Origin of the sequence: Neobacillus sp. SAB-20_R2A (assembly GCF_049568635.1) — a bacterium.
GTDB classification, from domain to species: Bacteria; Bacillota; Bacilli; order Bacillales; family Cytobacillaceae; genus Neobacillus; species Neobacillus citreus.
This window is the reverse complement of sequence record NZ_CP145895.1, coordinates 2431459-2457652: the sequence shown is the minus strand read 5'-3', so window position 1 is coordinate 2457652 and position 26194 is coordinate 2431459. Positions and strand designations below refer to the sequence as shown.

Annotated in this window: 23 protein-coding genes; 1 reads left to right on the top strand and 22 read right to left on the bottom strand. The window is 41.1% G+C overall.

Translation table 11 applies throughout. From position 1 onward, the window contains the following. Positions 1 to 53: 53 nt before the first annotated feature. The 18 genes from V5M37_RS12030 to V5M37_RS11945 form a co-directional block, all read right to left on the bottom strand. The gene (locus tag V5M37_RS12030; protein WP_423802127.1) at positions 54 to 947 is read right to left on the bottom strand and encodes a R2-like ligand-binding oxidase; all 894 of its coding nucleotides are present in this window, start codon (positions 945 to 947) and stop codon (positions 54 to 56) included. 45 nt (positions 948 to 992) lie between these two features. Further along, positions 993 to 2510, bottom strand: coding sequence for a class I adenylate-forming enzyme family protein (locus V5M37_RS12025; protein ID WP_423802126.1), 1518 nt, complete (start codon positions 2508 to 2510; stop codon positions 993 to 995). A gap of 258 nt (positions 2511 to 2768) precedes the next feature. Further along, a complete protein-coding gene (locus V5M37_RS12020) occupies positions 2769 to 3581 on the bottom strand; it encodes an enoyl-CoA hydratase/isomerase family protein (protein WP_423802125.1) in 813 nt (270 codons plus the stop codon). Next, a complete protein-coding gene (locus tag V5M37_RS12015) occupies positions 3578 to 4672 on the bottom strand; it encodes an acyl-CoA dehydrogenase family protein (protein WP_423802124.1) in 1095 nt (364 codons plus the stop codon). Before V5M37_RS12015 ends, V5M37_RS12020 begins: the two co-directional genes overlap by 4 nt. Beyond that, positions 4669 to 5823, bottom strand: coding sequence for an acyl-CoA dehydrogenase family protein (locus V5M37_RS12010; RefSeq protein ID WP_378581572.1), 1155 nt, complete (start codon positions 5821 to 5823; stop codon positions 4669 to 4671). The genes V5M37_RS12015 and V5M37_RS12010 overlap by 4 nt, the downstream gene beginning before the upstream one ends. A 201-nt stretch (positions 5824 to 6024) precedes the next feature. Next, the gene (locus V5M37_RS12005; protein ID WP_423802123.1) at positions 6025 to 7455 is read right to left on the bottom strand and encodes an aldehyde dehydrogenase family protein; all 1431 of its coding nucleotides are present in this window, start codon (positions 7453 to 7455) and stop codon (positions 6025 to 6027) included. Positions 7456 to 7576: 121 nt separating this feature from the next. After that, on the bottom strand, positions 7577 to 8779 hold the full coding sequence (locus tag V5M37_RS12000) for an acyl-CoA dehydrogenase family protein (RefSeq protein ID WP_423802122.1): 1203 nt from the start codon (positions 8777 to 8779) through the stop codon (positions 7577 to 7579). Between the two features lie 18 nt (positions 8780 to 8797). Continuing rightward, the gene (locus tag V5M37_RS11995; protein ID WP_423802121.1) at positions 8798 to 9850 is read right to left on the bottom strand and encodes a phosphotransferase family protein; all 1053 of its coding nucleotides are present in this window, start codon (positions 9848 to 9850) and stop codon (positions 8798 to 8800) included. Positions 9851 to 9871: 21 nt separating this feature from the next. Beyond that, positions 9872 to 10636 (bottom strand): SDR family NAD(P)-dependent oxidoreductase, encoded by a 765-nt coding sequence (locus tag V5M37_RS11990; RefSeq protein ID WP_423802120.1) that lies wholly within the window; start codon positions 10634 to 10636, stop codon positions 9872 to 9874. Positions 10637 to 10799: 163 nt separating this feature from the next. Beyond that, positions 10800 to 12422, bottom strand: coding sequence for a long-chain-fatty-acid--CoA ligase (locus V5M37_RS11985; RefSeq protein ID WP_423802615.1), 1623 nt, complete (start codon positions 12420 to 12422; stop codon positions 10800 to 10802). Positions 12423 to 12424: 2 nt separating this feature from the next. Beyond that, entirely contained in the window at positions 12425 to 13213 is a 789-nt protein-coding gene (locus V5M37_RS11980; protein WP_423802119.1) for a tyrosine-protein phosphatase, read from the bottom strand. Between the two features lie 45 nt (positions 13214 to 13258). Continuing rightward, positions 13259 to 14521 (bottom strand): ABC transporter substrate-binding protein, encoded by a 1263-nt coding sequence (locus V5M37_RS11975; RefSeq protein ID WP_423802118.1) that lies wholly within the window; start codon positions 14519 to 14521, stop codon positions 13259 to 13261. A gap of 118 nt (positions 14522 to 14639) precedes the next feature. Then, positions 14640 to 15044, bottom strand: coding sequence for an acyl-CoA thioesterase (locus tag V5M37_RS11970; protein ID WP_423802117.1), 405 nt, complete (start codon positions 15042 to 15044; stop codon positions 14640 to 14642). A 49-nt stretch (positions 15045 to 15093) separates the two neighbouring features. After that, a complete protein-coding gene (locus V5M37_RS11965; RefSeq protein ID WP_423802116.1) occupies positions 15094 to 15795 on the bottom strand; it encodes an ABC transporter ATP-binding protein in 702 nt (233 codons plus the stop codon). Next, entirely contained in the window at positions 15779 to 16555 is a 777-nt protein-coding gene (locus tag V5M37_RS11960) for an ABC transporter ATP-binding protein (RefSeq protein ID WP_423802115.1), read from the bottom strand. Before V5M37_RS11960 ends, V5M37_RS11965 begins: the two co-directional genes overlap by 17 nt. After that, positions 16542 to 17552 (bottom strand): branched-chain amino acid ABC transporter permease, encoded by a 1011-nt coding sequence (locus tag V5M37_RS11955; protein ID WP_423802114.1) that lies wholly within the window; start codon positions 17550 to 17552, stop codon positions 16542 to 16544. Before V5M37_RS11955 ends, V5M37_RS11960 begins: the two co-directional genes overlap by 14 nt. Before the next feature lie 6 nt (positions 17553 to 17558). Continuing rightward, positions 17559 to 18425 (bottom strand): branched-chain amino acid ABC transporter permease, encoded by an 867-nt coding sequence (locus V5M37_RS11950; protein ID WP_213115902.1) that lies wholly within the window; start codon positions 18423 to 18425, stop codon positions 17559 to 17561. Between the two features lie 18 nt (positions 18426 to 18443). Then, entirely contained in the window at positions 18444 to 20072 is a 1629-nt protein-coding gene (locus V5M37_RS11945; protein WP_423802113.1) for an acyl-CoA synthetase, read from the bottom strand. A 418-nt stretch (positions 20073 to 20490) separates the two neighbouring features. On the opposite strand from V5M37_RS11945, the gene V5M37_RS11940 reads away from it, so the two are divergent. Continuing rightward, complete coding sequence (locus V5M37_RS11940) at positions 20491 to 21753, top strand: ABC transporter substrate-binding protein (protein ID WP_423802112.1); 1263 nt, start codon at positions 20491 to 20493, stop codon at positions 21751 to 21753. Between the two features lie 117 nt (positions 21754 to 21870). On the opposite strand, the gene V5M37_RS11935 is transcribed toward V5M37_RS11940, so the two are convergent. From V5M37_RS11935 to V5M37_RS11920, 4 genes are all read right to left on the bottom strand, one after another. Beyond that, positions 21871 to 22641 (bottom strand): 3-hydroxyacyl-CoA dehydrogenase, encoded by a 771-nt coding sequence (locus V5M37_RS11935; RefSeq protein ID WP_378581556.1) that lies wholly within the window; start codon positions 22639 to 22641, stop codon positions 21871 to 21873. A 117-nt stretch (positions 22642 to 22758) separates the two neighbouring features. Beyond that, entirely contained in the window at positions 22759 to 23910 is a 1152-nt protein-coding gene (locus tag V5M37_RS11930) for a thiolase family protein (protein WP_423802111.1), read from the bottom strand. A 30-nt stretch (positions 23911 to 23940) separates the two neighbouring features. Beyond that, positions 23941 to 24921 (bottom strand): NAD(P)H-dependent flavin oxidoreductase, encoded by a 981-nt coding sequence (locus V5M37_RS11925; protein ID WP_423802110.1) that lies wholly within the window; start codon positions 24919 to 24921, stop codon positions 23941 to 23943. Positions 24922 to 24947: 26 nt separating this feature from the next. Next, positions 24948 to 26099, bottom strand: a complete 1152-nt coding sequence (locus V5M37_RS11920; RefSeq protein WP_423802614.1) for a CaiB/BaiF CoA transferase family protein — start codon at positions 26097 to 26099, stop codon at positions 24948 to 24950. Positions 26100 to 26194 lie beyond the last annotated feature (95 nt).

The window sequence follows — 26194 nt, the reverse complement described above, 5'->3', positions numbered from 1 at the left end:
TTTTCGTACCGCTTTTTGAAAGAGGCTGCCCCGAGAACAGCCTCACCCCCAAATTAAAGAACACCAATCTCACTTTCAGTTACTTTATAAATCTCTTCGATTTTCTTTCCCTTCGCCCTCGCTAAAACTTCCATGCGTACAGCAAGCTGCTTCATCGTGAAATTCATGACATCATCAGGGTTAGCACCAAACGAACTGACCTCTTTTCCGTCTATCCCTTCTTGATTAAGTTTGATTGCCAGCGGGGCCAATTCTCCCATTCTTGCAGCAATAAAATCATAGAGATGAGGATGTTCGCATATTAACCGTTGCAGCAGGAAGGTCCCGTAGCCGATATGCCGGGATTCATCCCGTTTCAAATTGCCGATTCCTTCCAAAAGCCCCGGCATGATTCCGGCTGTTTCCAAAGATTGATAGAAGGAGAAATACCCCGTTTCCGCAAGTACCCCTTCAACAAACATGTTGTAAACAACCGATGCCTCAGCAATAGCTTCCGGCGATTGGTCGGTGACTAAACGTTCCATTGCAGTTGGCAGGATTTCATGGAAAATATGCTGGTAGGTTTCCGAATGAAAATGCGACAAGTCTCCTGTCTCCCCAAGCGCATTTAACACCCTGCGAAAAAATTCTGTATGCTTCGCTTCTTCGTATAAAAATGTTGTTAAAAACATTTCCTCCTCGAGACGGCCTTCTTTGGCAATAGCCATCATCAGCGGCAGTAAATCCAGAGTTACGGCCTCTTCACCCGCTTGGAACATGGAAATAAGCCTTAAAATATCTTCTCTTTGTTCAGCGTTCATATTTTTCCAGTCCTGCTGATCTTTTGTGAAATCAATATCTGCAGGATTCCAAGTTCCTACACGCTTTGCTTTCTGATACAAGCGGTATGGGAATGAATCCTCCATCAAACCGCGGCTGCTAGTGGTCAAAATCGTTCTTTTTTCCATAATACATTCTCCTCTCATCATTTCCTTTATGTGAAAAAAAGTCTGTTACCGAATCACAATATCTGCAGCTGTTTTGCGAAGATGCGTTTTCAAAATCTTTCCAACACCGTTTCTTGGCAGTGAATCTAGGAATACAATTCGCCGTGGTGTTTTGTTTTTTGCTAAATGATCCTGGCAAAAACGAATCAATTCTTCCTCCGTTAGCTCGGAACCAGCTTTCTTGACTACACAGGCAACCATCTCCTCGCCCATCCGTTCATCCGGTATGCCGACAACAGCCGCTTCAGCAACCTGCTCATGACCATTTAAAATTTCTTCAACATCGCGTGGATAAAGATTGAAGCCGCCGCGGATGATCAAATCTTTCTTTCTATCAACTATATAAAGGTAGCCTTCATCATCAAGCCTGGCCACATCACCCGTGTAAAGCCACCCATCTTTTAACACTTTCCGAGATTCTTCCTCATTTTGATAGTAACCAGGGGTCACATTATCCCCGCGGACAATCAGCTCACCTACTTCGCCACAAGGAACCTCCACACCATTTTCGTTGACTATTTTCACTTCAACACCAGGAATCGGAATGCCGACAGAACCTGGCTTAATTTCAATACCCTTGCGATGGGCTGTTACAACCGGTGCTGCCTCTGACAGGCCGTATCCTTCAAAAACCTTTGCGCCAAACTTCTGCTCAAAAGCACGCAGCAGGGCTACTGGAAGCGGCGCAGACCCTGATCCTATCGATTCTAGACTGGAGGTATCGTATTGGTCTGCCTCCGGGTAGGATACAAGCGCATAAATCATTGCCGGAACTCCAGAAAACGTTCTCACTTTATGCTTTTCTATGGCATTAAGTACTTCCTTTACATCAAAGTTAGGAAAAACGACAATAGAACTTCCGGTTAAGTACAACACATTTGAAACCGTCAACCCATATACATGGGCAAGCGGAAGGACACCCAGGGTGGTTCCACGCTCGGTTTCATTATGTTTTGCCGAGTTTTCGGCATTCGAATATAAATTTTTATGTGTTAATAAAACCCCTTTTGGATTTCCGGTTGTTCCGGATGTATAAAGGATGACAGCGGTGTCCTCGGGCAGGACATCATCATAATAAAGATTGGCATCTTGTACCATCACATCATAAATATTTTTTGCTTTTTCATTTGTTGGCTGATCTGCAACAATCAATTCGGGTTTTACAGGCAGCCCTTCTAAGGATTTTTCTACATTTGGAAGAACATAGGAGGAAGTAATGACTGCTTTTGCCCCGGAATTAAGGGCGATATAATGAAGCTCTTTCGGATGAAGCGTAAACATGACTGGAACGATGATGGCCCCCGTACGGGTAATTCCTTGGTAGGCAATGATGACTTCCGGACAATTTGGCATACAGACCATAACGCGGTCGCCTTTTTCGACACCTAGCTTTTTCAAGCCGTTTGCCAATTGGTCCGCATATTCCTTCGTTTCCACATTCGTAAAGGTCTTTTCTTTGAAGTATAAAAACGGATATTCACCAAATTGGTCAATATTCGTTTCAAGAAGATCTTTTAACTTCACAAAATCCTCTCCTTTCACTCTTGCATCTATTAAACTATTTAGAATTACTAGCGTTTTGAAACCGCTATCATTTTAGAAATCTCTTTTTTAATATAAGGAAAAGGCTCCCCCTTTCATACTAATTAGTTGGTATTTCACTAACAATTACTATAAACAAAATATTCTAAAAATACAATAATTACCGTTTGACAATTTTCTCGTTTTTTCAACTGTAAAAAAAACACAGTGACAATGTATTGCCACTGTGTTTTTATAGCGTTATTTAAAATTTGGCTTTCTCTTTTCCAGGACAGCATGGACCCCTTCTTGGTAATCCTCGAGCTCGGTAACGATCCCCATTGCTGAAGAAATCATATCCAGAGATGTACGTAAATCGATATTTAATCCCTGGTACACAGCTCTTTTTGTAAAACGCATAACTGTTTGCGGGCCACTCGCTAATTTTTGAACATAGTCTTCCACAAACTCCTCTAGTTTGTCATCTTCCACGACATACGTTACGAGACCCATATCTTTTGCCTCTTTGGCAGTTAGGATTTTTCTCGTCCAGAGTAAATCCAAAGCTTGGTCGGTCCCGACAAACCTTGGTAAGAACCACGCCGCACCGTCTCCCGGAACAATTCCAACATTTAAGTAGCTTTCCGAAATTTTGGTGTTTTCGGCAGCAATGCGAATATCACAGGCCAAGGTCATATCAAAGCCTGCTCCAAAGGCAACACCATGCAGAACCGCAATCACAGGTTTATCAATTTCTTTCACCAAAAGAGGAATTCTTTGTACTCTTTTCCATAAAGAATTTTTTCTGGCTAAAGCGGTCGAGGAAAAATCTTCAGTCCCATCGCTTTGAAGGAATCCTTCTCCTCTCCCCATCGATTTGATATCCCCGCCCGAGCAAAAGCCGCGTCCATTTCCGGATATTACAAGTATCCGAATGTCATCGGAATCACGGACGGTCTCTAATGCTTTAATCCAAAGGTCAATCATTTCCGCACTAAAGGCATTTAAACTATCCGGCCGGTTTAAAATAATTTTGGCGACCCCATTTTCCACATTAAAAATTAGATCCGTCATTGGATTCCCACCTTTTTTGCATGATTCACAACGCCAGTTATCACAGACCATAATTCGTTTTTCTCTAATTTTAATAGTTCTTCCGTAATGACCTGTTCCCAATCGGATTCTGTCCCAAATTCCTCACGCCAAGACCAAAGTCTTCTTGTGCTGTGATGCAGGGTATGTTCATATGTAAACCCAATTGCTGCCAATACTTGATGTGCGATCGTATTGACTTTTCCCGCTGCTTCATTTATTCGGATTTTTGCATAGGCTAACTCTTTTGAAAAAGGATTCGTGCCGAAAGAATCAACAGCATATTTTGCGGCAATTCCAGCACCGGCAGTTTCGCCCGCAAGCGCTGCCAAATGATGCTGTATTGCTTGGAAACGGTGAATAGGCCGTCCAAATTGGGAGCGCTCATTTGTATGGTTAATGGTTACATCAAGAACTCTTTCGATAGCCCCCGCCATAAGCACGCTTCTTGTTAATGCCCCTGCATAATACAGCTTCTTTGTTAGTGCGCTGTAGTCGACAGATACGGTTTGACATTCCTCGATGTAGACCTGATCAAAGATCACTTCGTCCCGTGCTTCCCCAGCCATGTTTTTGCCAGGTTTAATTTCAGCTTTTTCAAGCGGTAAAACAAGAAGGACGGTTCCGTCGATTGATTCTCCTGGTACAAGCAGCTTTTCCGCATTCCTTGCCCATGGAACATATTTGGCTTTTCCGTTTATAATCCAGCCTTGACCGCTTTTTTGCAGCTGGAAAGGTTCCGAACTATTTTGTCCAGGGATCGTGACAATCCCCTCAACAACAGATTCTCCCAAATCACTTAATAACCAATTGGCTATAAACGTTTCGGCAAGTGGAATGGGTGCAGAATATTTGCCCGCCATTTGCAAAATACTCAAGGCATCATCCAGGTCACCGCCGCTTCCCCCTAATTCCTCAGGCACTCCTACTCCAAGCATGCCGTATGCCTCCAGGTTCTCCCATAATTCAGCTGCCCATTGACCTTTCTCAGCGTCATTAACCACTTCTTTGGTTGAATATTTTTCAAAAATCTTTGCTGCTGACTCCAAGATCATCTCTTTCATTTCACTCATTGGTTAATAACCCCCTTTGCCACAATTCCCCTTAGAATTTCCGTTGTCCCGCCGCGAAGTGTAAATCCTGGTGATTGCAGAATCGATTGCGCCAGGAACCTTTCTAATCTGTTTTCGGAATCGGTTGACGGAATGGCAGAAACTAGTAATCTCGTAATCTCAGGAATCTCCTGCTCAAATTGGGTTCCCATGTCTTTTACTAGAGAAGCAATAATATTAGAAGGCACACCTTCTTCCAACAATCGGGCAATGCCAAGCGACATATTTCGAAGTGTCCACAGTCTAGAAATGAGTCTGCTAACTTCATTTAATCCCTTTGTGTCACCTTTTTCTATTAACACATTCGTTAGTTCATTTAGAAGAGGAAAGGTGCTCAAAATGCGCTCCGGACCACTTCTCTCATAGGCTAATTCCGCCATGCCCTGGGCCCAGCCATTTCCAAGTGTCCCAACAACCATACCATCAGGAACAAACACATCTTCAAAAAAGACTTCATTAAAATGATGTTCCCCTGTCATCAGATGAATTGGGCGAATGGTTACTCCCGGCGCATTTAAATCGACAATCAATTGGCTCATCCCGGCATGGCGGTTGTTAGGGTCCATTGGAGTTGTCCGGCATAAGACGATAGAGTAATGGGCGTGATGAGCACCGCTTGTCCAAATCTTGCTGCCATTTAAGATCCAGCCTTTATCAACCTTAACGGCCCGTGCCTGAAGTGCAGCCAAATCGGAGCCTGCATTAGGCTCGCTAAGGCCGATCGCAAAATAACATTCTCCCTTTGCTATTCTTGGCAGGAAAAATTGTTTCTGTTCTTCTGTCCCATACTTAAGTAAAAGCGGACCAGTCTGACGGTCAGCAATCCAATGTCCTGAAACCGGGGCGCCTGCTGCCAGCATTTCTTCTGTAACTACATATCTCTCGACTGACGAACGTTCCCCGCCGCCATATTTTTTCGGCCAAGTCATGCCAATCCAGCCGCGTGCTCCCATTTTCCGTGAAAAATCCTCCGAGAATCCGCTAAGCCAGCAATCGCATTTTGTTTCGATTAAACCGTTTTCAATTTCCTCTTTTAAAAACTGCCTAATTTCTCTTCTTAGCTCTTCCGTTTCTTTCGGAAGCTTTACCACAGGAATTTCCAGCGTTTTCATTTGTTTCACCCTCTTTTCTGCAATTAACGCTTATGTAACTCTATTACTACCAAATAAATTATATAATAATTTTGACTTTATGGTCAATTTTTAATTATCTGAAAAGTTATCCTTTATTCATTATTCTAAGAAAATAAAAAAGACAAAAGCCCTATTTTCGTAGCCTTTGTCCTTTAAACATTTAAATAAAATTATCGAAAATTATTTTTTCTTAATCATAATGGTTTTTGTGTTGGTATATTCTTTTAATCCTTCGCTTGAATTTTCAACACCGATTCCTGATTGTTTATGGCCTCCAAAAGGAACGTTCGGTAAAAGGATATGTGCCTCGTTGATCCAGACCGTCCCCGTTTCCAACCTTTCGGCAATGGAACGTGCCAGGTTAAGGTCTTTTCCCCATACAGAACCGGCTAATCCATAATCAGTATTATTTGCCTTCGTGATGACCTCATCATAATTACTATATTTAATGACAGGCAGCACCGGGCCGAAGGCTTCTTCTGTTACCACCCTCGCATCTTCGGGCGGATTATCGACAATCGTAATAGGAATAAAGTAGCCTGGTTTGTCCTCAACGATTCCTCCGCAGACAATATTCGTACCTGTGCTTTTTGCATCTTCTATCAAAGCTTTAACCTTTTCATATTGCATCTTATTTTGGACTGGGCCAATTAAGGTGGCAGGGTTCATCCCATCGCCGATTGGAATGGTTTTGGCATACTGGATGAATTCGGCTAAAAACTCATCATAGATTTTTTGATGAACATACAGCCTTTTTGAGGCAACACATATTTGTGCTGTATTGGAAAAAGCCGCCCAAAATATTTTTGGAACAACTTCTTTTACATCTGCATCTTCTAAGACAATGGCAGCATCATTGCCTCCTAACTCGAGCGTAACGCGTTTTAAATTAACACTTGCACTTTGCAGTACCTTTTTCCCAGTAGCAGTTGAACCGGTAAAACTTATTTTATTTATGTCAGGGTGCTCTGTCATCCATTGCCCAAGTTCATTTTCACCTGTTACCACGTTAAATACGCCTGCCGGAAAAATATCTCTTGCGATTTCACCTATCCGTAAAGTAGTTAATGGAGTATAGGGCGAAGGCTTCACAACAATGGTGTTACCCGCTAGCAATGCCGGGGCAATTTTCCACATCGCCAAGAGGACAGGGAAATTCCATGGAACAATTAATCCTGCCACCCCAAGCGGCGTGTAATATTTCTCGATTGTATGACTATCATTTTCCTCAATAATTTCACGGGGCAGACGATTTTTAGCGATTACTTTGCACCAATGACAGGCTGAATCAATTTCCATATACGATCCAAATCCCCCATTAATCGGTCTTCCCATTTCCGCAGTAAAAAGGTTTGCCAGTTCATCCCGATGCTGCAGGATCGCATCAGAAAACGCCTCCAATTTGGCTGCCCGCTCCGCAATTGATAACATAGACCATGTACTAAAGGCTGCTCTGGCACCCTTAACGGCTTCGTTTAAGTCGTTCCTGCTGGCTTTTGGCGCCTGAGCAATCACGGTTTCATTTGCTGGATTAATTACAGGTACCGTTTGTTCTGTTAATACCGGTTTGCCATTAATGGTCATACAAAATTCCCTTGTTAAGGTATTCATTTCTCATCCTCCCAGATTTAGATAAGCCCTTTCTAACCTATTCATTGTCCGCCATTACTACTACTATTTTTTTGGATTAGCCTGACTTATCCCTTTTCAAATAAAGGGTTTAATCAATCCCTCATTCTGCATGCTTTTTTAATTCCAATTTGGTTACTGTTTCTTTATGCACCTCATCCGGGCCATCAGCAATTTTTACGATTCTTGCTCGTGCATACATTCTGGCAAGAGGAAAAACATTACTTACGCCGCCGGCACCATGAACCTGTATCGCTCGGTCAATGACTTTGCAAGCCATCTCTGGTGCAGCTACCTTAATCATCGCTATTTCTGCTCTCGCTACTTTATTCCCAACTGTATCCATCATGTAGGCAGCATTAAGGGTTAATAATCTTGCTTGATCGATATCGATTCGTGATTGAGCAATCCAGTCCCTGATGACTCCTTGTTCAATAACAGGCTTTCCAAATGTTACTCGTTCTTTCGCCCGCTTAATCATTAATTCCAAGGCTCTTTCAGCTGCTCCGATTAAGCGCATACAATGATGGATTCTGCCAGGACCCAATCTTGCCTGTGCTATCGCAAATCCTTTCCCTTCACCCCATAAAATATTAGAAACTGGGACACGAACATTTTCAAATATAACTTCAGAATGGCCATGAGGGGCTTCATCATACCCAAAAACCTGCAAATTACGGACAATATTCACACCAGGGGTATCCTTTGGTACAAGAATCATAGATTGTTGTTCAAACTTTGGGGCATCAGGATCCGTTTTCCCCATTACAATCAAGATTTTACATTTTGGAGATTCAATACCCGATTGCCACCATTTTCGGCCATTAATGACATAAAAATCTCCTTCACGTTTTATACTAGTTTGAATATTCGTCGCATCTGAAGAAGCAACATCCGGCTCTGTCATACTAAATGTAGACCGAATTTCTCCTTCTAATAATGGATTTAACCAGCGTTCTTTTTGTTCCTCTGTACCAAAGCGATCCAATATTTCCATATTCCCTGTATCAGGTGCAGAACAATTGAATACTTCAGGTGCCATTCCCGATCTCCCCATTATTTCACACAACGGGGCATACTCAAGATTAGTAAGACCTGCGCCATTTTCACTTTCTGGTAAGAATAAATTCCACAATCCTGCGTCTTTGGCTCTCTCTTTTAACTCTTCCATAATAGGTGGTTCATCCCAGTGATTTTCCTTTAATTGTTCCTCATAAACTGCTTCGTTGGGATAGATATGTTCTTCCATAAACTGAATAAGTTTCTGCTCAAGCTTTTCTACTTTATCGGATTTTTTAAAAATCATCTGCTTGCCCTCCCATTTCTAAATTTTTCTGTTCGCCTGAATTTCGGCATATAGCATGATATTTTTAACATTGCTATTAAGGTTGGCAAAACGTTCATCCTTTGTATGGCCTAGAGTATATCGATAATACATTTGTTGTACGGCAACGGCAATTTTAAAGAAGGCTAACGTCATATAAAACTGGAATGAGGATACATCCCGGCCCGTTTTTTTAGCGTATCTTTCTAGAAATTCACGGCGGCTTATGAATCCTTTCTGAGCTGTCGGCATAATCAAACTTTCCTTAATTAATTCGGAATCGTTTTCCTCAAGCCAGTAACTTAAAGTGGCACCGAGATCAAATAATGGGTCACCTATCGTGGCCATCTCCCAATCCAAAATGGCATTTATCTGTTTTAAATCATCCGATAACAGCACATTATTAATTTTAAAATCATTGTGAATTAATGTTGCCTCATTTGAATGAGGTAAATGATTGATTAACCAATTTATGACTTTGTCAACTACAGCAATATCATCTGTTTTATATTTTTGATACCTAGTAATCCAGTTTTTTAGCTGTCTTTCTATGAAACTATTTGGATACCCGATATTTTCTAATCCAGCTTTTTTATAATCCACCTGATGCAGATCTACTATGGCATCAACCATCAAATAGGAAATGTGCTGTTTATCGATAACATTCAGGTCATTCTCTTTATTTGGATCATCATCCAAGGTAATTCCTTTTACTCGCTCCATAATATAAAAGGGTGCTCCGATTACTCCCTTATCAGAACAATATAAATACGGCTTTGGAACAAGTGGAAATCCCGAATAAAGTTTATTAATTACCTCGTATTCCCTTTTCATATCATGTGCTTTTGGCGGTAAAGGTCCAAACGGCGGTCTCCTTAAAACAGCTTCCCAGCATCCGCAGCGTATAACATAGGTTAAATTAGATTTGCCTGCAGGAAATTGTTGAATCTCCAAATGTTCATTTGGAATGTCCTCAAAATTTTTCACAAGAAATTGTCTTACTGCCTCATAATCTAGCTCTTCCCCTTTTCTTACGGGAATTGTGTGACTCATGTAACAGCCCCCTTACTTTCGTTATTTTCTGTACCCTCCGTCCACGGCTAAGAGTGATGCAGTAGTGAAACTAGCAGCCTCTGAGGCAAAATATAAAGCTGAGCCAATAATCTCTTCTGGATTTCCAGGCCGCCCAAGAGCTGAGTTTTTCTCAAATCGTTTCATCGCCTCCTCCATATTCCACGCCTTAGCAATATCTGTTAAAAAGGGGCCTGCGATTATGCAATTGACGCGCACCTTAGGGGCGTAAGTATCTGCTAAAGCAAGTGTAAGCGCATTTAACCCGGCCTTGGCAGCAGCATAGGGCACTTCATTCTTTGTCGGCCGGATAGCTGCAATGCTGCTAATATTAATGATGGCTCCCCCACTGCCTTTCGCCATCCGGTCTCCTACCAATGCTGAGAGACGAAACGGCCCTTTTAAATTTAATGCTAAAACGCTGTCCCACATAGATTCGCTTACATCAACTAGGGAATCGTAAAGTGGGGACATACCGGCATTGTTCACTAATATATCGACCTTGCCAAAATGATCATAAGCGGCTTCTACCAATTCATTTACCTGGTTCCACTTCCCTATATGACAAGCATATGGGAGTGCTCGGCGGCCAATTGCTTCCACCTCTGCAGCAACCTTTTCACAGGCATCGAGTTTGCGGCTTGCAATCACAATATCCGCTCCTGCTTTGGCAAAAGCGAGTGCCATTTCTCGTCCAAGACCACGGCTTCCTCCTGTTATTAGAGCAACCTTACCAGTAAGAGAGAAAAGTTCTTCGACTGCTTTCATTCATTTCTACCTCCAAAAATTCTCTGTTTCATTATTTTATTGATTGACACATCTACCTTTATGAAATTTAGGAATTAAAAGGACATAGGCTCCATTTTAGTGAGCTTATGTCCTTTTGTTTTTTTCCTCTAACTATTTCGCATCCCTAAGAAACAATATTTTTTTACAACGTTTTTTCAGTAGAGGCAGTACGTTCTTTTTCTTGTTCAATTAATTTTTTACGCAAAATCTTTCCTACTGCTGTTTTCGGAAGTTCGTCGCGAAACTCAATCAGTCTGGGAATTTTGTATCTTGCTAGATTTTGGTTGCACCAATCTTCCACTTCTTTTTCGGTCAAAGCAGCATTTTCCTTTAGGACGATAGCTGCTTTTACCGTTTCACCACGATAGGGATCAGGTACGCCATACACGCAAACTTCCCTAACAGCCGGAAGTTGATATAATACCTCCTCAATTTCAAGCGGATAGATATTGTAACCGCCAGCAATAATCATATCCTTCTTTCTTCCAACAATATAAAAATATCCATCCTCATCCATAACGGCCAAATCACCCGTAAATAGCCAGCCATCCCTCAAAGCATGCGCGGTTTCTTCTTCATTTTTCCAATATCCCTTCATGACTTGTGGGCCTTTTACGATAAGTTCACCAGTTTCCCCAACAGGCAATTCAATTGTTCCTGTAGCGATATCAACAATCCGGCAATCTGTGCTTGGGATTGGTATGCCGATACTGCCGGGCTTTCGTACACCTTCGCTCGGATTTTTCGTCACCATCGTAGTCGCTTCTGATAAACCGTAAGCTTCAATAATTGGAGCACCTGTTTTTTCCTCAAAACGATTCATGATTTCCACAGATAATGGTGCCGATCCACTGCTGCATATTTTAATAGATTTAAGATCTTCGGAAGTCAAATGTGGGTGGTTTAACAAGGCAATATACATAGTAGGCGAACCGCTAAAGGTGGTCGGCTTAAAATTTCTGATTGTCTCTACAAGCAAATTTAATTCAAATCTGCTGATCGTATTAAATGTTCCGCCCCTAAAGATAGTGGTAACCATTGTCGTCAAACCCATAGCATGAAACATTGGGGCAATACCGATTATTCGTTCCCATGAACCTTCACTTGCTTCTCCGACACTCGATTCCTTGTTCTGATAAAGATTACTAATGAGATTGTAGTGTGAGATCATTACACCCTTTGCCCTGCCTGTTGTTCCCCCTGTATACTGCAAGATAGCAATATCATTTTCAACATCAATATTAACTTCAGGAGACGGGGTTGTTCCTTTTTCAATCCAGCCATGAAGGCTGTCTTTCTCGTCCTTTTCCCCCTCTGCAATAAGGACTGTTAATTTGTCTTTATAACCGATTTGCTCGAGTTTTGGAACTTGGATGCGATTCGTGATAAACCAAACTGCCTCGGAATCTTCTAAAATATATTTCAGTTCTCTGGGTGTATACAAAGGATTGACTTGAACAACAGTGCCGCCTAGGCGTTGCACCGCAAAAAAGGAGATTATGTACTCCAGACAATTGGGCAGCATAATCGCTAACTTATCTCCTTTTTTAAATCCACTATCATATAAGGCAGAAGCTAAACGGTCTACATCTGAGTTAAGTTGATAGTAGGTCTTCGCCTTTTGATTATCAATTACGGCAGTTTTTTCTGGATGGAGGTCGGATGAGTCCTTGAGCAAATCGTCGATGGAAACAGCGGGAGGAGTAATTTCGTATGGAACTTGTTCTGGATAAGAGAAAAGCCATGGTTTGTTCAAAACATTCACTCCTATTCTAAACAATAATTTTTAATGTTTTCCCTAACCTCTTCGGATATCCCGAATTCCTCTGCAATATACGTGTCAAAATCACCATAATTCCTTAATATCGCGTTATAGGCAGCATGAAGATAGTCTTCTCTTAGTGGAAAAGCATTTATTAATTGTTTATATTCTTCTGGAGTAAAATATTGCGATGCTTTTTCAAAAATGGTTTGATGACGTTCAGCTAATGTTAGATTTGAAAGTAAGTAATCTTCTAATACAGTTTCATAGGGTACCCCCATTGTCATCAATATTAACATGGCACCTACACCCGTTCGGTCACGGCCGCCCGTACAATGGTGGACAAGCGGCAAGTTTTCTTCCGGGCTTTTTAATAGCATCATTAATCTTTTGTAAGAAGGATTCTGTATTGGCATCTCAGTGTAAATCTTTATAAATCTTTCAACTGTGAATTGACGGTAATAGTCCGCATTAAATCCGTCATCTTTCACAAACATATTTGTGGCAATATTTTCTTCGCTAATCGCAGAAACCCGCTCAAGTATGGCAGACCCTAGAGGCGGATCGGGCTTCCGTTCCGCCTCTTTTTGTCTGCGATAATCAAACACTCGTTTTAATTGAAGGGTTTCTAATAAACTTACATCTTCGTCAGTTAATCCGGTTAATTCTGCTGCTCGAAAGAAGAGCCCTTTTTTTACTTTTCTGCCATCCTTTGTTGCCAGTCCGCCCATATCGCGGAAATTAACTGCTCCACTCAGTGGCAGGAGGCACTCCGGCATTATATTTTTCTTCATTCGTACCACCTATCAAATTTTATTTAAGAATTTTAATTTCATAAGTTATTTTTTGGGTAAGGAAATTTTTCCTGTTTCAGGATTAAACTCGATGGAATCAGATATTTGTTGAATTTTTCCATTATCGGCTTTGGTCATGTACATTTTCGTAATTCCATAATGGTTCTTTTCGGAAAAAGATACCCCCGCATACATAGAACCATCCCAGTTATCGAATGTATTGAAGGATTTCAGAAAATTATCCCAGGTAAGATTATCACCGGTTCTTTTTAATGCTTCAACGAATACTTGTGCAGCCGACCAACCGCTTTCTACAAAATTAGTTGCCTGCTCATTTGGATACGATTTTTTAAATCTTTCTTTGAACAGTTTAATTTTTTCATTATTTTCATCATCCAAACTAATCAGAATCCCACCGCTGTAGGTTCCTTCCCAAACGTCGCCTCCAGCCAATTGGAATGCATGGGTATCCCCGCCAGCAATGGAGGAAACAATGTAATTAGCCTTATCTAGACCGATTTTATACATTGCTTTTTTCAAATTGACGACAGGACTCATCACACCAAAATTAAAGATGGTATCTGGTTTGGCTTGTTGAAGTTTTTGAGCCTGGGCACTGAATTCCGTGTCAGCTGGAAGATAGGTCACTTCAGCGACAAGTTCAACACCCGGATAGGTTTTAATCATTTCTTTTATCTTGTTATAAGGGGCTTTGCCAAAGTCATCATTTTGATAAGCGATGGCTATTTTCTTTGCACCCAGCTCGTTGACAGCATAATTCAACATTATTTGGGCTTCCACTTCATAGTTCATCATGGTTGCCCCCATCCAATTCTTTACTGGTGGATCGACAAATCCCTTTAATCCAGTCCCTGGTAAAATGACTGGAACACCTTTATTTATATAGTAGTCTTTTGCTGCAAGGTTGGCGGCAGAGCCCTGATTTCCAATGACGGCAAATACTTTATCTTCCTCAACAAGTTTCTTTGCATTCTGTGAAGCTTTTGTTGGCTGATATTGGTCATCGTAAGCAATTAACTTTATTTTCCGGCCATTTATTCCACCGGTTTCATTTATATACTGAAAATAGGTATCCATACCCTTTCGGAACGTATCATATACAGCTACAGGTCCCGTTTGCGGTGCTGAATGACCAACCAGGATTTCGTTCTTTGTAACCCCTTGAGCTAGTTCATTGCTATCTTTTCCACCAGTTGCATTGTTTGAACTTGTTTTTTCCCCGTTGCAAGCCACTAATAGAAACACCATCATAAAAGCGGTGAATAAAGTAAAGCCTTTTTTGACCATTGATATTCCTCCTTAATAGGGAAATTGCACATAACAAAACTAATAATATGCATGTCAAGAAGCCTTACGTTTTTAACCTGCACTTGCATAAGAATGAGCTGTTCAAACTAATGTTTCATTATGATCTAGCACACTTGAAGTAACGGGCAATCTCATGGATCACGGGTACACCTTTTCTTGTCGCCGTATTGAACATCACAAATGTTTTCGTTGATTCGGTAATTAGAATATCGTCTTGATTATAAATCTCTTGTTTTACAGTAAAACTTTTGTTGCCCACATTCATTAAAGTTGTTGTAACACTCAAAGTATCTCCCAATCTAGCTTCCTTATGGTAAGAGACATCAAATTTGAGGACGACCGTACCGAGATCTTGTTTCCTTAACTCCTTAAAATTTACCCCAGCCTGTTTGTACCATTCTCCGACCCCTTTTTCTAAAAAAAGAATATATTTCAGGTAATTGACATGACCTAGCTGGTCGATGTCATCTTGTGTGACAACAATTTTTGTAGTAGTCTGCATTTTTTTCCCTCTTTTCATTACATTCTGCATTTATGATGCTCCAATTTTTTTACCCGCCTAGATAGAGTCGGCGGACTTCATCATTATTTCTTAAATCCTTGGAATGTCCTTCCAAAGCAATATGTCCGTTTTCCAATACATACGCATAATCAGAAATCCCAAGTGCCATATTGGCATTTTGTTCCACCAGCAAAATAGAGGTGCCATCTTTGTTGATTCTTTTGATGATTTCAAAAATTTCTTTCACAAGAATAGGGGCAATACCCAAGGACGGTTCATCCAATAGAAGAATCTTCGGCTTCCCCATTAGCGATCTTCCAATCGCGAGCATTTGCTGTTCTCCGCCACTTAGTGTTCCCGCTTTTTGTTTGACCCTTTCTTTTAACCTTGGAAAATATAAAAATACCTTTTCTAAATCCTCTTTAACATTTTTATCTTTGCGGCTATAGGCGCCAATTTTTAAATTTTCCTCCACTGTTAATAATGGGAAAACCCTTCTGTTTTCAGGACAGTGAATAATTCCTTTCTTGACAACTTTGCTTGGGCTATCTTTTAACATCGATTGACCGTCCATTTCATATGAACCTTTTTTCGGATGAATGAGTCTAGAAATCATCTTTAGTGTTGTTGATTTACCAGCACCATTCCCCCCTAGCAAAGATACAATCTTTCCATCCTCAACCGTCATGTTCAGGCCTCTTAATGCATGGACATGGCCATAGTAGACATGCACATCAGACAATTTGAGCATTCTCTTCGACCTCCCCTAAATAAGCTTCAATAACCACTGGATTTTTTTGAATTTCTTCGGGGGTGCCTTCTGCAATTTTTTGACCAAAATTCATCACCGTTACAAAATCTGACACTTCCATAACAAGCGACATATCATGTTCAATCACAAGGACTGTATAATTCATTTCTTTCTTTAAGCGGAGGATGAGCTCGCTAATTTTTTTAGTCTCCACTGGATTCATCCCAGCCACCGGTTCATCGAGTAAGATTAGCTTTGGTGAAGAAATGATGGCCCTTCCGATATCCACCATTTTTTGATAACCAAATGGGAGATTTCTAACTTTTTCATTCGCTAAATCGGTTATCGAAAGTAATTCCATCACCTCATAAGCTTTTTTAATTGATTCTTTTTCTGACCTTTTGACAGAAGGCAAATTTAACGAAATCGAAAAAATATTCTTTTTCAAGGTTGGGTGCAGCCCTACCAGCAAATTATCGAGGACAGTCATTTTCGCAAACAATTCCACATTTTGAAAACTTCTCGCAATCCCCTCATGGATAACTTGATGGGGTTTAAGTTTTAAAATATTTTTTCCATTAAATTCGATTGTGCCGGCAGCTGGTGTATAGAAACGGCTGATGCAATTGAAAACAGTCGTTTTACCAGCGCCATTTGGACCGATGATTGAATAAATATTTCCCTGAGGCACTTCAAAAGAAAGATCTTTAACCGCGGTTACGCCGGCAAATTTTACGGTCACATCTTTAAACGTTAGCATCCCTGGCAGCACCTCCTTGTTCAAGGTCAGAAAGATAAACTTCCGGTTCATCCATTCCTTTTTTGCTTGGTTTTTTTATCCTGAATAATTCCAGCAATGATATTAAACCATTTGGACGGAAAAGAATGATTCCGACAATGGCAATACCAATTATTATATTGGTCAACCCGATTAATGATTTTGTTAATTCAGGCAATACGGTAAAGATAACGGCACCGATAATGGCACCCGGAATAGAAGCCAGGCCGCCAATGACAATCATCCCAAGTAACAAAAATGACGTAAACACGGAGAAATCGTTCGGGCTGACGAACCCAATCCAATAACCATAAAGTCCGCCGGCAATTCCTGTAAAAAAAGCACTAATCACAAACATCAGCGTTTTGTATAAAGGAACGTTAATTCCGGTAGCCTGGGCAGCAACTTCACTTTCTCGAATGGCGACAAAAGCCCTGCCCAATCTGCTTTTCACGATATTCTGGAGGATCCATGTGATTAAAACAGTCATTAAAATAATGATGTAAATAAATTGACTATCAGCGGACAACCATTCCGGCCGGGTAAGAGGAAGACCGGAATACCCTCCAGTAAGGGAATCCCAGTTAAGTGCAATCTGTGGAATGGACAACCCAAACCCTAACGATACGACGGCAAGAAAGTTTCCGCTAAGCCGAACCGCAGGGAGTCCAATAAGTAATCCGATGATGCCGGTAATCACTCCTGATAACGGAAGAACAAGCAAGAAAGGAAGTCCTAATTTAGTCGTCAGGATGGCAACTGTATAACCTCCCACCGACAAAAAGCCTGCGTGGCCGATGGAAACCTGACCGCCAAAGCCAATTAATAAATCCAATGCCATCGCGGTTATGGCATATACGCAAACCATAACAAAAATAGAAATAAAATAAACCGATTGTCCAACGATAAAAGGATAAGCAAGGAATAAAAGAACGAGTAAAAATAACCAAGGTTTACGATTAGTAAATAGCTGTTTCAATTCACATCACACCTTTTTTACAATTTTTGCTCCCCCAAATATTCCTTGAGGACGAATGTACAGCACCACAACAATCAAAAGAAATGTAAAGACAATTTTCAGCTCCGGTGCAACATAATAACTGACTAAATTTTCAAATACCCCAACGATTAATCCACCAATAACCGCACCTGGCAAGCTATTAAACCCACCCAGAACAGCACCGGCGAAAGCGATGATCAAAACCTCTCCCATCATATTTGGACTTAAAAAAGTTACTGGGGCTGTCATCATCCCAGCTATACCGCCGAGTGCAGTACCAATCGCCCAAGCTCCCATAAAAACGCCGGAAACCTTAATTCCCATTAGCTCTGAGGCCATAATATCCTGAGAAGCAGCCCGCATCCCCAAGCCAGCTTTTGTGAATCGGAATAATAGGAAGAACAGCAGCATCAGAACCAACGTTAACCCAACCGTAAAGATTTCATTGGTCGAAATAAAAATACTGCCAAGTTTAAAAGGATCACCATGGAAGGCCTCTGGGAACGAAGTGGGCTGATACCCCCATTTAAGTCCTGCCAGCCCATTAAATATCATAAACAGTCCTAATGTAAGCACCACTTGATTTAAATGCGGAGCGGATTGAACCCTTTTCATAACCAACACATAAACCACTATTCCGAAAACTAAGGCAAATAAAAGCGCTAAACCAAGTGCTGCTAAGTAAGGGAATCCATATTTCGATAAAAAGACATAACTGATAAAGGTTGTGATCATGGCCATTTCGCCATGCGCAAAATTTGCAACTTCGGTTGTTTTAAAGATTAATACAAGCCCTAATGCTGCTAATGCATAGATACAACCAAAAATTAAGCCGCTGGCAATGATTTGCATACGTTTATCACCTTCCGCTTATTTATTTGCTGCTTCGAGACTTTGTTTTAAAATATAGCGCTGGATTTTTCCGCTAGGTGTCTTAGGGAGGGTTTCAACAAATTCAACTTCTCGTGGATATTGATGTTTTGATAGCTTTGCTTTTACGAAAGCACTTAATTGTTCAGCTAACTCTGAGGAAGATTTATGAGATGATTTAAGAACTACATATGCTTTTACAATTTCTCCTTTAACAGGATCCGGTTTCCCGATAACAGCAGCTTCTGCAACGGCTGGATGTTCCAATAGGCTGCTCTCCACTTCAAAAGGACCAATTCGGTAGCCAGCGCTGGAAATGATGTCATCGGCTCGGCCTTGGAACCAAAAATACCCGTCATCATCTTTACTCGCAAGATCCCCGGTCCAAAACCAATTTCCTGATATTTTTTCTGCCGTTTTCTTTGGATCATTCCAATAACCTAGAAAGAAGTACGGAAATGCATGTATATCGACGGCGATTTGACCCGCCTCACCGACTTCGACGGGATATCCCTGCTCATCTAATAAAGCAATATTATAGCCAGGAGCCGGCAGACCCATTGATCCGGGCTTTACCATCATGTCTGTGACGTTATAGTTGTTTACAATCATCCCTGTTTCGGTTGATCCGTAATGATCATAGATTTCTCGGCCAAAATTATCTTTAAAGAAACGGACAACTTCTGCATTTAATGGTTCTCCTGCACTGGAGAACTGTTTTACTTTTAATGAATATTTCTTTACTAAATCAGAACCAGCTGCCATCATCATTCTGTATGCAGTTGGGGCATATGCAAAGTTTGTAACTTTATATCGTTCTAGTAATTGATAGTATTTTTCAACCTGGAAAGGACCTTTATATACCACGATGGATATTCCGAGACTTAATGGGCAAATTGTACAGTTCATCAAACCATAAGCCCAGCCCATATCCGCACCGCCCATGAACCTATCATTATTTTCAATACCCATCGCATATCTAAGGTAAGGGTAAGTGCTGATAAAAATTTTATGAGCCCAAACGGCACCTTTTGGCATGCCTGTTGAACCAGATGTGTATTGGATTACACTAGGATCCATCATGGCGGTTGGCTCTGTTTTATGTTCAGCAGAAAACTGTTGAATAAACTCCCAGAAGGTTAATCCATTATCTGATAAACCATCAGTTAATAGAAGCTCACAGGATACTTGTTGACCTTCAATTTTTTTGGCCTGTTCCTGGTTCGTTACTAAAATTTTGCAATCTGCATCTTTTAATCGATACGTAATGGCCTCTGGGCCGAAAGCCGTAAACATTGGAACATAAATAGCGCCTATTTTCCATGTTGCAAGGACTGTCAAAATTAATTCCATGTCCTTCCCCAGGAGACCTGCCACACGATCGCCCCTTTTTACTCCTAGCGACCGAAGCGCATTCGCCATCCGATTGGATTGTTCTTTTAAACGGAAATAGGTCCAGACATCCTTATTTCCTTTTTCATCCTCCCAATAGATAGCGATACGATTCGGGTCATCCGCCCACCTATCACAACATTCATGTGCTATATTAAGCTTTTCATGAACATTCCAATCATAGGTTTTAACTACTTTTTCCCACGAGAAATCATCCCTTAATTCTGCATAATTCAATTTTTGTCACCTCGTTTAAATTTTTTGTTTAATTAGAAACCGCTTACAATAATATAACTTTCAGCTGTTCAGTATGTAATTCATGAATGCTATTTTTTCCAATTTAGTATTGATTATATAGTACAGAGCAATATTTGTACATATTTTTCTAAATATTATTAATTTTACAAAAACTATTATAACATAATGATTTTACAATGATTTTGTTAACTTTTTCTATATTTAATAATAAGAGATAAGATATTTATTACTTTTTTTGAATACTAGTTTGAATTATTTTAATTTTTAAATAATTAACTTGCAATTTAAATCAAATCTCTTTACACTTATTCTTGAGAGTTTTTAAGAATGTAAGCGCTTTTTTAGTAGTGTTTTGTTCTTTGCTCTTAAAGTGAATCTTTGATTGGGGGTAAATTTTGTGAAAAAAAAGTTGACATCAGCACTTGCTTTGATTCTAACTGTTATTTTGTTAGTTTCATGCAACGCACAAACCAGTAAAAACCAATCAACTAAGGGCGACCCAAAAGACGGCAAGAAACAGGCTCAAGGAGTAACGGATAAAGAAATAATTGTTGGACTCACCGGTCCACAAACGGGGCCAGTCGCAGAATATGATAAAGTCAGAAGAGGCGTTCAAGCATACTTTAATTATGTCAATGATAATGGCGGTGTAAATGGAAGAAAGCTTAAGTTAATCGCCTATGATGATCAATATCAGCCCGCAAAAACACTCCAAAGTATTCAAAGATTAATAGAACAGGATAAAGTATTCTCTATTATATATCCAATCGGAACGGCTAATATTGCCGCATCCCTACAGCTTTTAGAAAAAACCGGCATACCGGTAACGGGTCTGGGGACTGGGGCAGATAAATTTGTGAATCCTCCAGTTAAGAATATTTTTGGCGGAACATTTAATTATGTCGTCGAAGCAAAGGTCTTTTTAGATTACTCTGTCAATAAGCTGAATGCCAAAAAAATAGCCATTGCCTATCAGAATGATGATTTTGGAAAACAGGGACTTGAAGCGATCAAGAAAAATATTGGAAAATATCCTGGAGTTTCCATTGTAAAAGAAGTCCCTTTCTTGGCAACAGATAAAGAATTTAGCTCACAGGCACAGCAGCTGAAAGAGGCAAAAGCAGATGTAATCATTATGAATACAACTCCTGCGCCAGCAGCGGCATTGCGTAAAGAAATGCATAAAATTGGGGCATCGAACACCCCATTTATTGTTTCACAAACTGGCGGCGCAGATAAAAACCAATTTAATTTAGCTGGGAAAGATGCTTGGGAAGGAATAATATCTTCTCTACAATATCCTAACTATGAGGAACAAATGGATAACCCTGATGTCAAAAAGTATGTTGAGTATGTAACCAAAGACTTTGGGAAAGAATCGCTTGGAGCTCTCTCTGAAGGAGCATGGTCCACTGCCCAAGTATACGTCGAAGGGTTAAAGCGAGCAGGAAATGATTTGAGTTGGGAGAACTTTATTAAAAAAATGGAAACCTTTGATAAATGGGATGGCTCTTTCTACCCTTCCGTCACCTATACAGCGGAACACCGCTACGGAAATACATCCTTATTCCTAGTTCAAGCAAAAGCCGGTGACCTGGTGCCAGTCACAGGAAATATCCACTATGATCCTGAAAAAGATAAAATTGAGTATGAAAAGTAATATCTAAAACTACTAGAATATAAGCGGACTCCAGGTTTTGGAGACCGCTTTCTATTTTTTATCACTTAATTCATGAAAAAAACCTCTAGTTTCGATAACTGGAGGTTCTTTTGCTTATTACTTCGGCTGCATCCGAATCGCGCCGTCGAGGCGAATCGTTTCCCCATTTAAATATGGATTTTCAATGATGCATTTTGCTAAATGAGCATATTCGGATGAGTAGCCTAATCGCTGCGGGTACGGAACCATTGCCCCCAATGCCTGGCGGACTTTTTCAGGAGCACCTGCAAACAATGGCGTATCCATAAGCCCTGGAGCAATCGTCAAGACCCTGATGCCATGTCTTGATAGATCTCTTGCAATTGGCAGGGTCATGCCAACAATGCCGCCTTTTGAGGCGCTATAAGCTGCTTGGCCCATTTGACCATCAAATGCAGCTACTGATGCGGTATTAATGATTACGCCTCTTTCTCCCTCTTCGTTTGGAGCATTTTGCGTCATTTTTTCCGCAGCTAAACGAAGCACGTTAAATGTTCCAATTAAATTGACTTGTATGACTCTAGTAAAAACGCCAAGATCATGCGGTTTTTCTTTGCCGACCGTTTTCTCGGCCGCACCAATCCCTGCACAGTTTACAGCAACATGAATGGCCCCAAACTTTTCAATGGTCTGGTTAATAGCGTTGACCACATCGTCCTCACTGGTAACATTTGTTTTAACGTAAAGAACACGGTCTGAACCTAATCTTTCTACTAATGCGGCGCCTCTTTCTTCCTGCAAATCAAAGATGGCTGCATATCCCCCGTTTTCAACAATCGTTTCGACGGTGGCTTCTCCTAGCCCGGAAGCGCCTCCTGTTACAACAGCTACTTTGCCGTTAATTTTCATATATTATGCTCCTCCTCTATTAAACTGAAATTTTTAAAAATATGTTTAAGACCCTGAGGATAGCCCATTCCATTCTGTGTGGCATGAGCCTCCTTCAGGGAGTTTTATTGAAAGCGATTAGCTAATTCTTTCAACAATCGTGGCATTCGCCATTCCGCCGCCCTCACAAATTGCCTGTAAGCCATAACGGCCGCCGCTTCTTTCCAATTCATGCAGCATGGTAATCATCAGGCGGGCACCAGATCCGCCTAGTGGATGGCCCAAAGCAATTGCTCCACCATTTGGATTTAACTTTGCAGGGTCTGCTTTTAGTTCATCCATCCACAGCATTGGTACAGGAGCAAATGCCTCATTTACTTCATAGGTATCCATATCTTCAATTGAAAGGCCAGCTTTTTCAAGCACTTTTTTCGAAGCAATGGATGGACCTGTCAACATTAAAGTAGGGTCGGAGCCCACAACGGAACGGGCAACAATGCGGAATCTTGGTTTTAGACCTAATTCCTCTGCTTTTTCCCTCGACATTAATAGAACTGCTGCAGCACCATCACTCATTTGGCTGGAATTACCGGCATGAATTCTTCCGTCCTGCGTAAAGGCAGGCTTTAAAGAAGCCAATTTTTCTAATGAAGTATCCCTTCTTGGGCCTTCATCCTGAGTCACTACTACAGTTGACCCATCCTCAAGGTTAACTTCAATCGGCATAATTTCCCGATCAAATCGCCCTTCCTCTTGAGCTTTAATTGCTCTGCGATGACTCTCAAGAGAAAATTCATCAAGCTGACTACGGGTGTAACCCCATTTTTCAGCAATCCGCTCAGCAGATAAGCCTTGATGAATCATTTCATATTTTGATGTTAATTCTTCACTCCAGTTCGATTCCCGGCGGGTTGCTCCCATAGGGATTCTCGTCATGCTTTCCACTCCGCCGGCAATGACAACATCCATGTCCCCACTCAAAATGGCTTGTGCAGCAAAATGAATGGCCTGCTGGCTGGAACCGCACTGGCGGTCAATGGTTGTTCCTGGAACGTGAATCGGAAAATCGGCCATTAATGCGGCGCTGCGTGCAATATTTAGTCCTTGCTCTTCCACTTGCATTACGCAGCCTAAAATAACGTCTTCAACAATCCCTGACGAGATACCGGCACGGTTCACCAATTCCCTTAGAACTTTTGCAGCCAATTCATCGGGACGTACTGAGCTAAATACTCCCTTTCTTTTTCCTACTGGGGTACGTACTGCTTCAACAATAACAACTTCTCTCATTCTCTATTCCTCCTAAATTTTAATAGCAAACTAAACATTTGAATGAACTGAAATTCTTTTTTGAATAAAATCGATAGACTTCTTTGCCTCTTCTGTCATTTGGGCAAACAATTCCTTGATCGATAATATTTCTTTAATAAGACCGACTGATTGGCCGCAGGACCAAATCCCTCCATCTAAATCCCCTTCAAAATACACATGTTTGGCTCTTTGACCTGTAATTAGCGGCAATAATTGTTCAATTGTTGCTCCTTCTCTTTCAAGGCGGTCTACTTCCTTACTGACAGCATTTAAGGCAACGCGGGATGGACTTCCAATATTTCGTTGAATGATTATGGTATTCGTTTCATCAGATTCTACCATCCATCGTTTTACATTCTCGTGAATGGGCGCTTCCTCTGTAGCCATAAAACGTGTACCCATCACTACCCCTTCTGCCCCAAAAGCCAATGCACTTACCAGTCCTCTTCCATCCGCATAACCCCCGCCGGCAATAACGGGAATCTTGACTGAATCTACTATTCTTGGAAGCATGACTAAAGTACCGACATCACTCATACCAGGGTGGCCGCCTGTTTCATTGCCAACAATAATAACAGCATCAACTCCAAGTTTTTCTGCTGAGATGGCATATTTTACGCCGGCCACTTTATGGAGGACAATGAATCCGTTTTCTTTCAGCTTTGGCATTAAATCTTTGGGACTTCTGCCGCTGGTTTCGACAATTTTAACCCCTTCTTCAATTAAAATATCAATAAAATCTTCATTTGGAGTTGCTGTCTGGCTCGGGAATAAGTTGAGGTTTACGGCAAATGGCTTATTCGTAAGCGCTTTTATTTTGCGAATCTCTTGTCGAAGTGCTTCTGGTGTACCTTGGGTTTTTGAGGTAATGATTCCTAAGCCTCCAGCTTCTGAAACTGCGGCTGCCAATTCTGCTCTGCCCACTTGAAACATGCCGCCGCAAATGATAGGATATTCAATTCCTAACAATTCGGTAATTCTTGTTTTCACCGTATTTCCCCTCACAAAGTTAATTATTATTCTTTAAATGGTTTAAATAGTACCCCTAATTCTTGTAAAATCTCTTCGTTATGTTCTCCATGACCCGGCGCTTGGCGAACTGTTTTAGCCTGCGTTCTTGATAGTTTAATAGGATTTGCTACTTGTCTCATTGTGCCATGTTGAGGGTGGTTTACCTCTTCTATCATTCCTCGGTGCCTGATTTGCGGGTCATGAACCATTTCCTCCATCGTTAAGATAGGGGCGACACAGGCATCGACACCATCGAAGAGATTGACCCATTCATTTAATGTTTTCGTTCCGATTACGGCTTGAATCTCTTTTTTCATCGAGGCTTGCTGATCAGCTGGGGCATTTAACTGGCTTATTAAATCTTCCATACCAATTACCTGACAGAAGTTTTTCCAAAACTTAAATTCTAGTGCTCCAACAGATATAAAGCGGTTATCTTTCGTTTCATATGTCTCGTAACAGGCGAGGCGGCCGTTTAAGACGAGCTCTCCGCGTTTTGGAAGTTCTCCAGTGGCTAAAAATGCCGGCAAAAACGTTTGCATCCAGGAAACCGCTCCATCCAACATGGAAATATCAATAAATTGACCTTTCCCTGACTTTTTCGCGTCAATGATAGAAACGAGAATACCGATAACTGCCATTAAGGAACCGCCGCCAATATCTCCTATTTGAACGGAGGAGCTTACCGGTTTACTACCTTGTTCTCCTTGCAGATCCAATAATCCGGAATAGCTCAAAAAGTTAATATCATGACCTGGAATATCCTTGTATGGCCCGGTTTGACCGTAGCTTGTAATCGCACAATAAATCAACTTGGGATTATGTTTTTTCAGTTCTTCATATCCCAGTCCGAGACGATCCATTACACCTGGTCGAAAGGATTCCACCAGAACATCGGCTGTTTTCACCAATTCAATAAATATCTGTTTATTTTCTTCTTTTTTTAAATCAAGGCTCACACTCCGCTTATTCCGATTCAAAGAATGAAACATCGCGCTTGCTTCACCAATTTTTGGATCTCCCCATCGCGTGTAATCACCTAACTTCGGGTCCTCGATTTTAATCACATCTGCCCCAAAGTCGGCCAGCATTAACGAACAATACGGCCCCGGCAAAAGCCGCGTCAAATCTAGGACGCGAATACCCTCCAAAGGCATAGTCAACCGCACCCACTCCCTCCCAAAAAGATACAGTATAAAGTAGATTTCCTATTTTTAATAATACCAATTTTCTAATAATTTTACAATTTATT

Bases quoted from the DNA above. Each gene is read 5' to 3' on its own strand.
- V5M37_RS12030 (WP_423802127.1), bottom strand. From the start codon at position 947: ATGGAAAAAAGAACGATTTTGACCACTAGCAGCCGCGGTTTGATGGAG.
- V5M37_RS12020 (WP_423802125.1), bottom strand. From the start codon at position 3,581: ATGACGGATCTAATTTTTAATGTGGAAAATGGGGTCGCCAAAATTATT.
- V5M37_RS12015 (WP_423802124.1), bottom strand. From the start codon at position 4,672: ATGAGTGAAATGAAAGAGATGATCTTGGAGTCAGCAGCAAAGATTTTT.
- V5M37_RS12010 (WP_378581572.1), bottom strand. From the start codon at position 5,823: ATGAAAACGCTGGAAATTCCTGTGGTAAAGCTTCCGAAAGAAACGGAA.
- V5M37_RS12005 (WP_423802123.1), bottom strand. From the start codon at position 7,455: ATGAATACCTTAACAAGGGAATTTTGTATGACCATTAATGGCAAACCG.
- V5M37_RS12000 (WP_423802122.1), bottom strand. From the start codon at position 8,779: ATGATTTTTAAAAAATCCGATAAAGTAGAAAAGCTTGAGCAGAAACTT.
- V5M37_RS11995 (WP_423802121.1), bottom strand. From the start codon at position 9,850: ATGAGTCACACAATTCCCGTAAGAAAAGGGGAAGAGCTAGATTATGAG.
- V5M37_RS11990 (WP_423802120.1), bottom strand. From the start codon at position 10,636: ATGAAAGCAGTCGAAGAACTTTTCTCTCTTACTGGTAAGGTTGCTCTA.
- V5M37_RS11980 (WP_423802119.1), bottom strand. From the start codon at position 13,213: ATGAAGAAAAATATAATGCCGGAGTGCCTCCTGCCACTGAGTGGAGCA.
- V5M37_RS11975 (WP_423802118.1), bottom strand. From the start codon at position 14,521: ATGGTCAAAAAAGGCTTTACTTTATTCACCGCTTTTATGATGGTGTTT.
- V5M37_RS11970 (WP_423802117.1), bottom strand. From the start codon at position 15,044: ATGCAGACTACTACAAAAATTGTTGTCACACAAGATGACATCGACCAG.
- V5M37_RS11965 (WP_423802116.1), bottom strand. From the start codon at position 15,795: ATGCTCAAATTGTCTGATGTGCATGTCTACTATGGCCATGTCCATGCA.
- V5M37_RS11960 (WP_423802115.1), bottom strand. From the start codon at position 16,555: ATGCTAACGTTTAAAGATGTGACCGTAAAATTTGCCGGCGTAACCGCG.
- V5M37_RS11950 (WP_213115902.1), bottom strand. From the start codon at position 18,425: ATGCAAATCATTGCCAGCGGCTTAATTTTTGGTTGTATCTATGCATTA.
- V5M37_RS11935 (WP_378581556.1), bottom strand. From the start codon at position 22,641: ATGAAAATTAACGGCAAAGTAGCTGTTGTAACAGGAGGCGCTTCCGGG.
- V5M37_RS11930 (WP_423802111.1), bottom strand. From the start codon at position 23,910: ATGAGAGAAGTTGTTATTGTTGAAGCAGTACGTACCCCAGTAGGAAAA.
- V5M37_RS11920 (WP_423802614.1), bottom strand. From the start codon at position 26,099: ATGCCTTTGGAGGGTATTCGCGTCCTAGATTTGACGCGGCTTTTGCCG.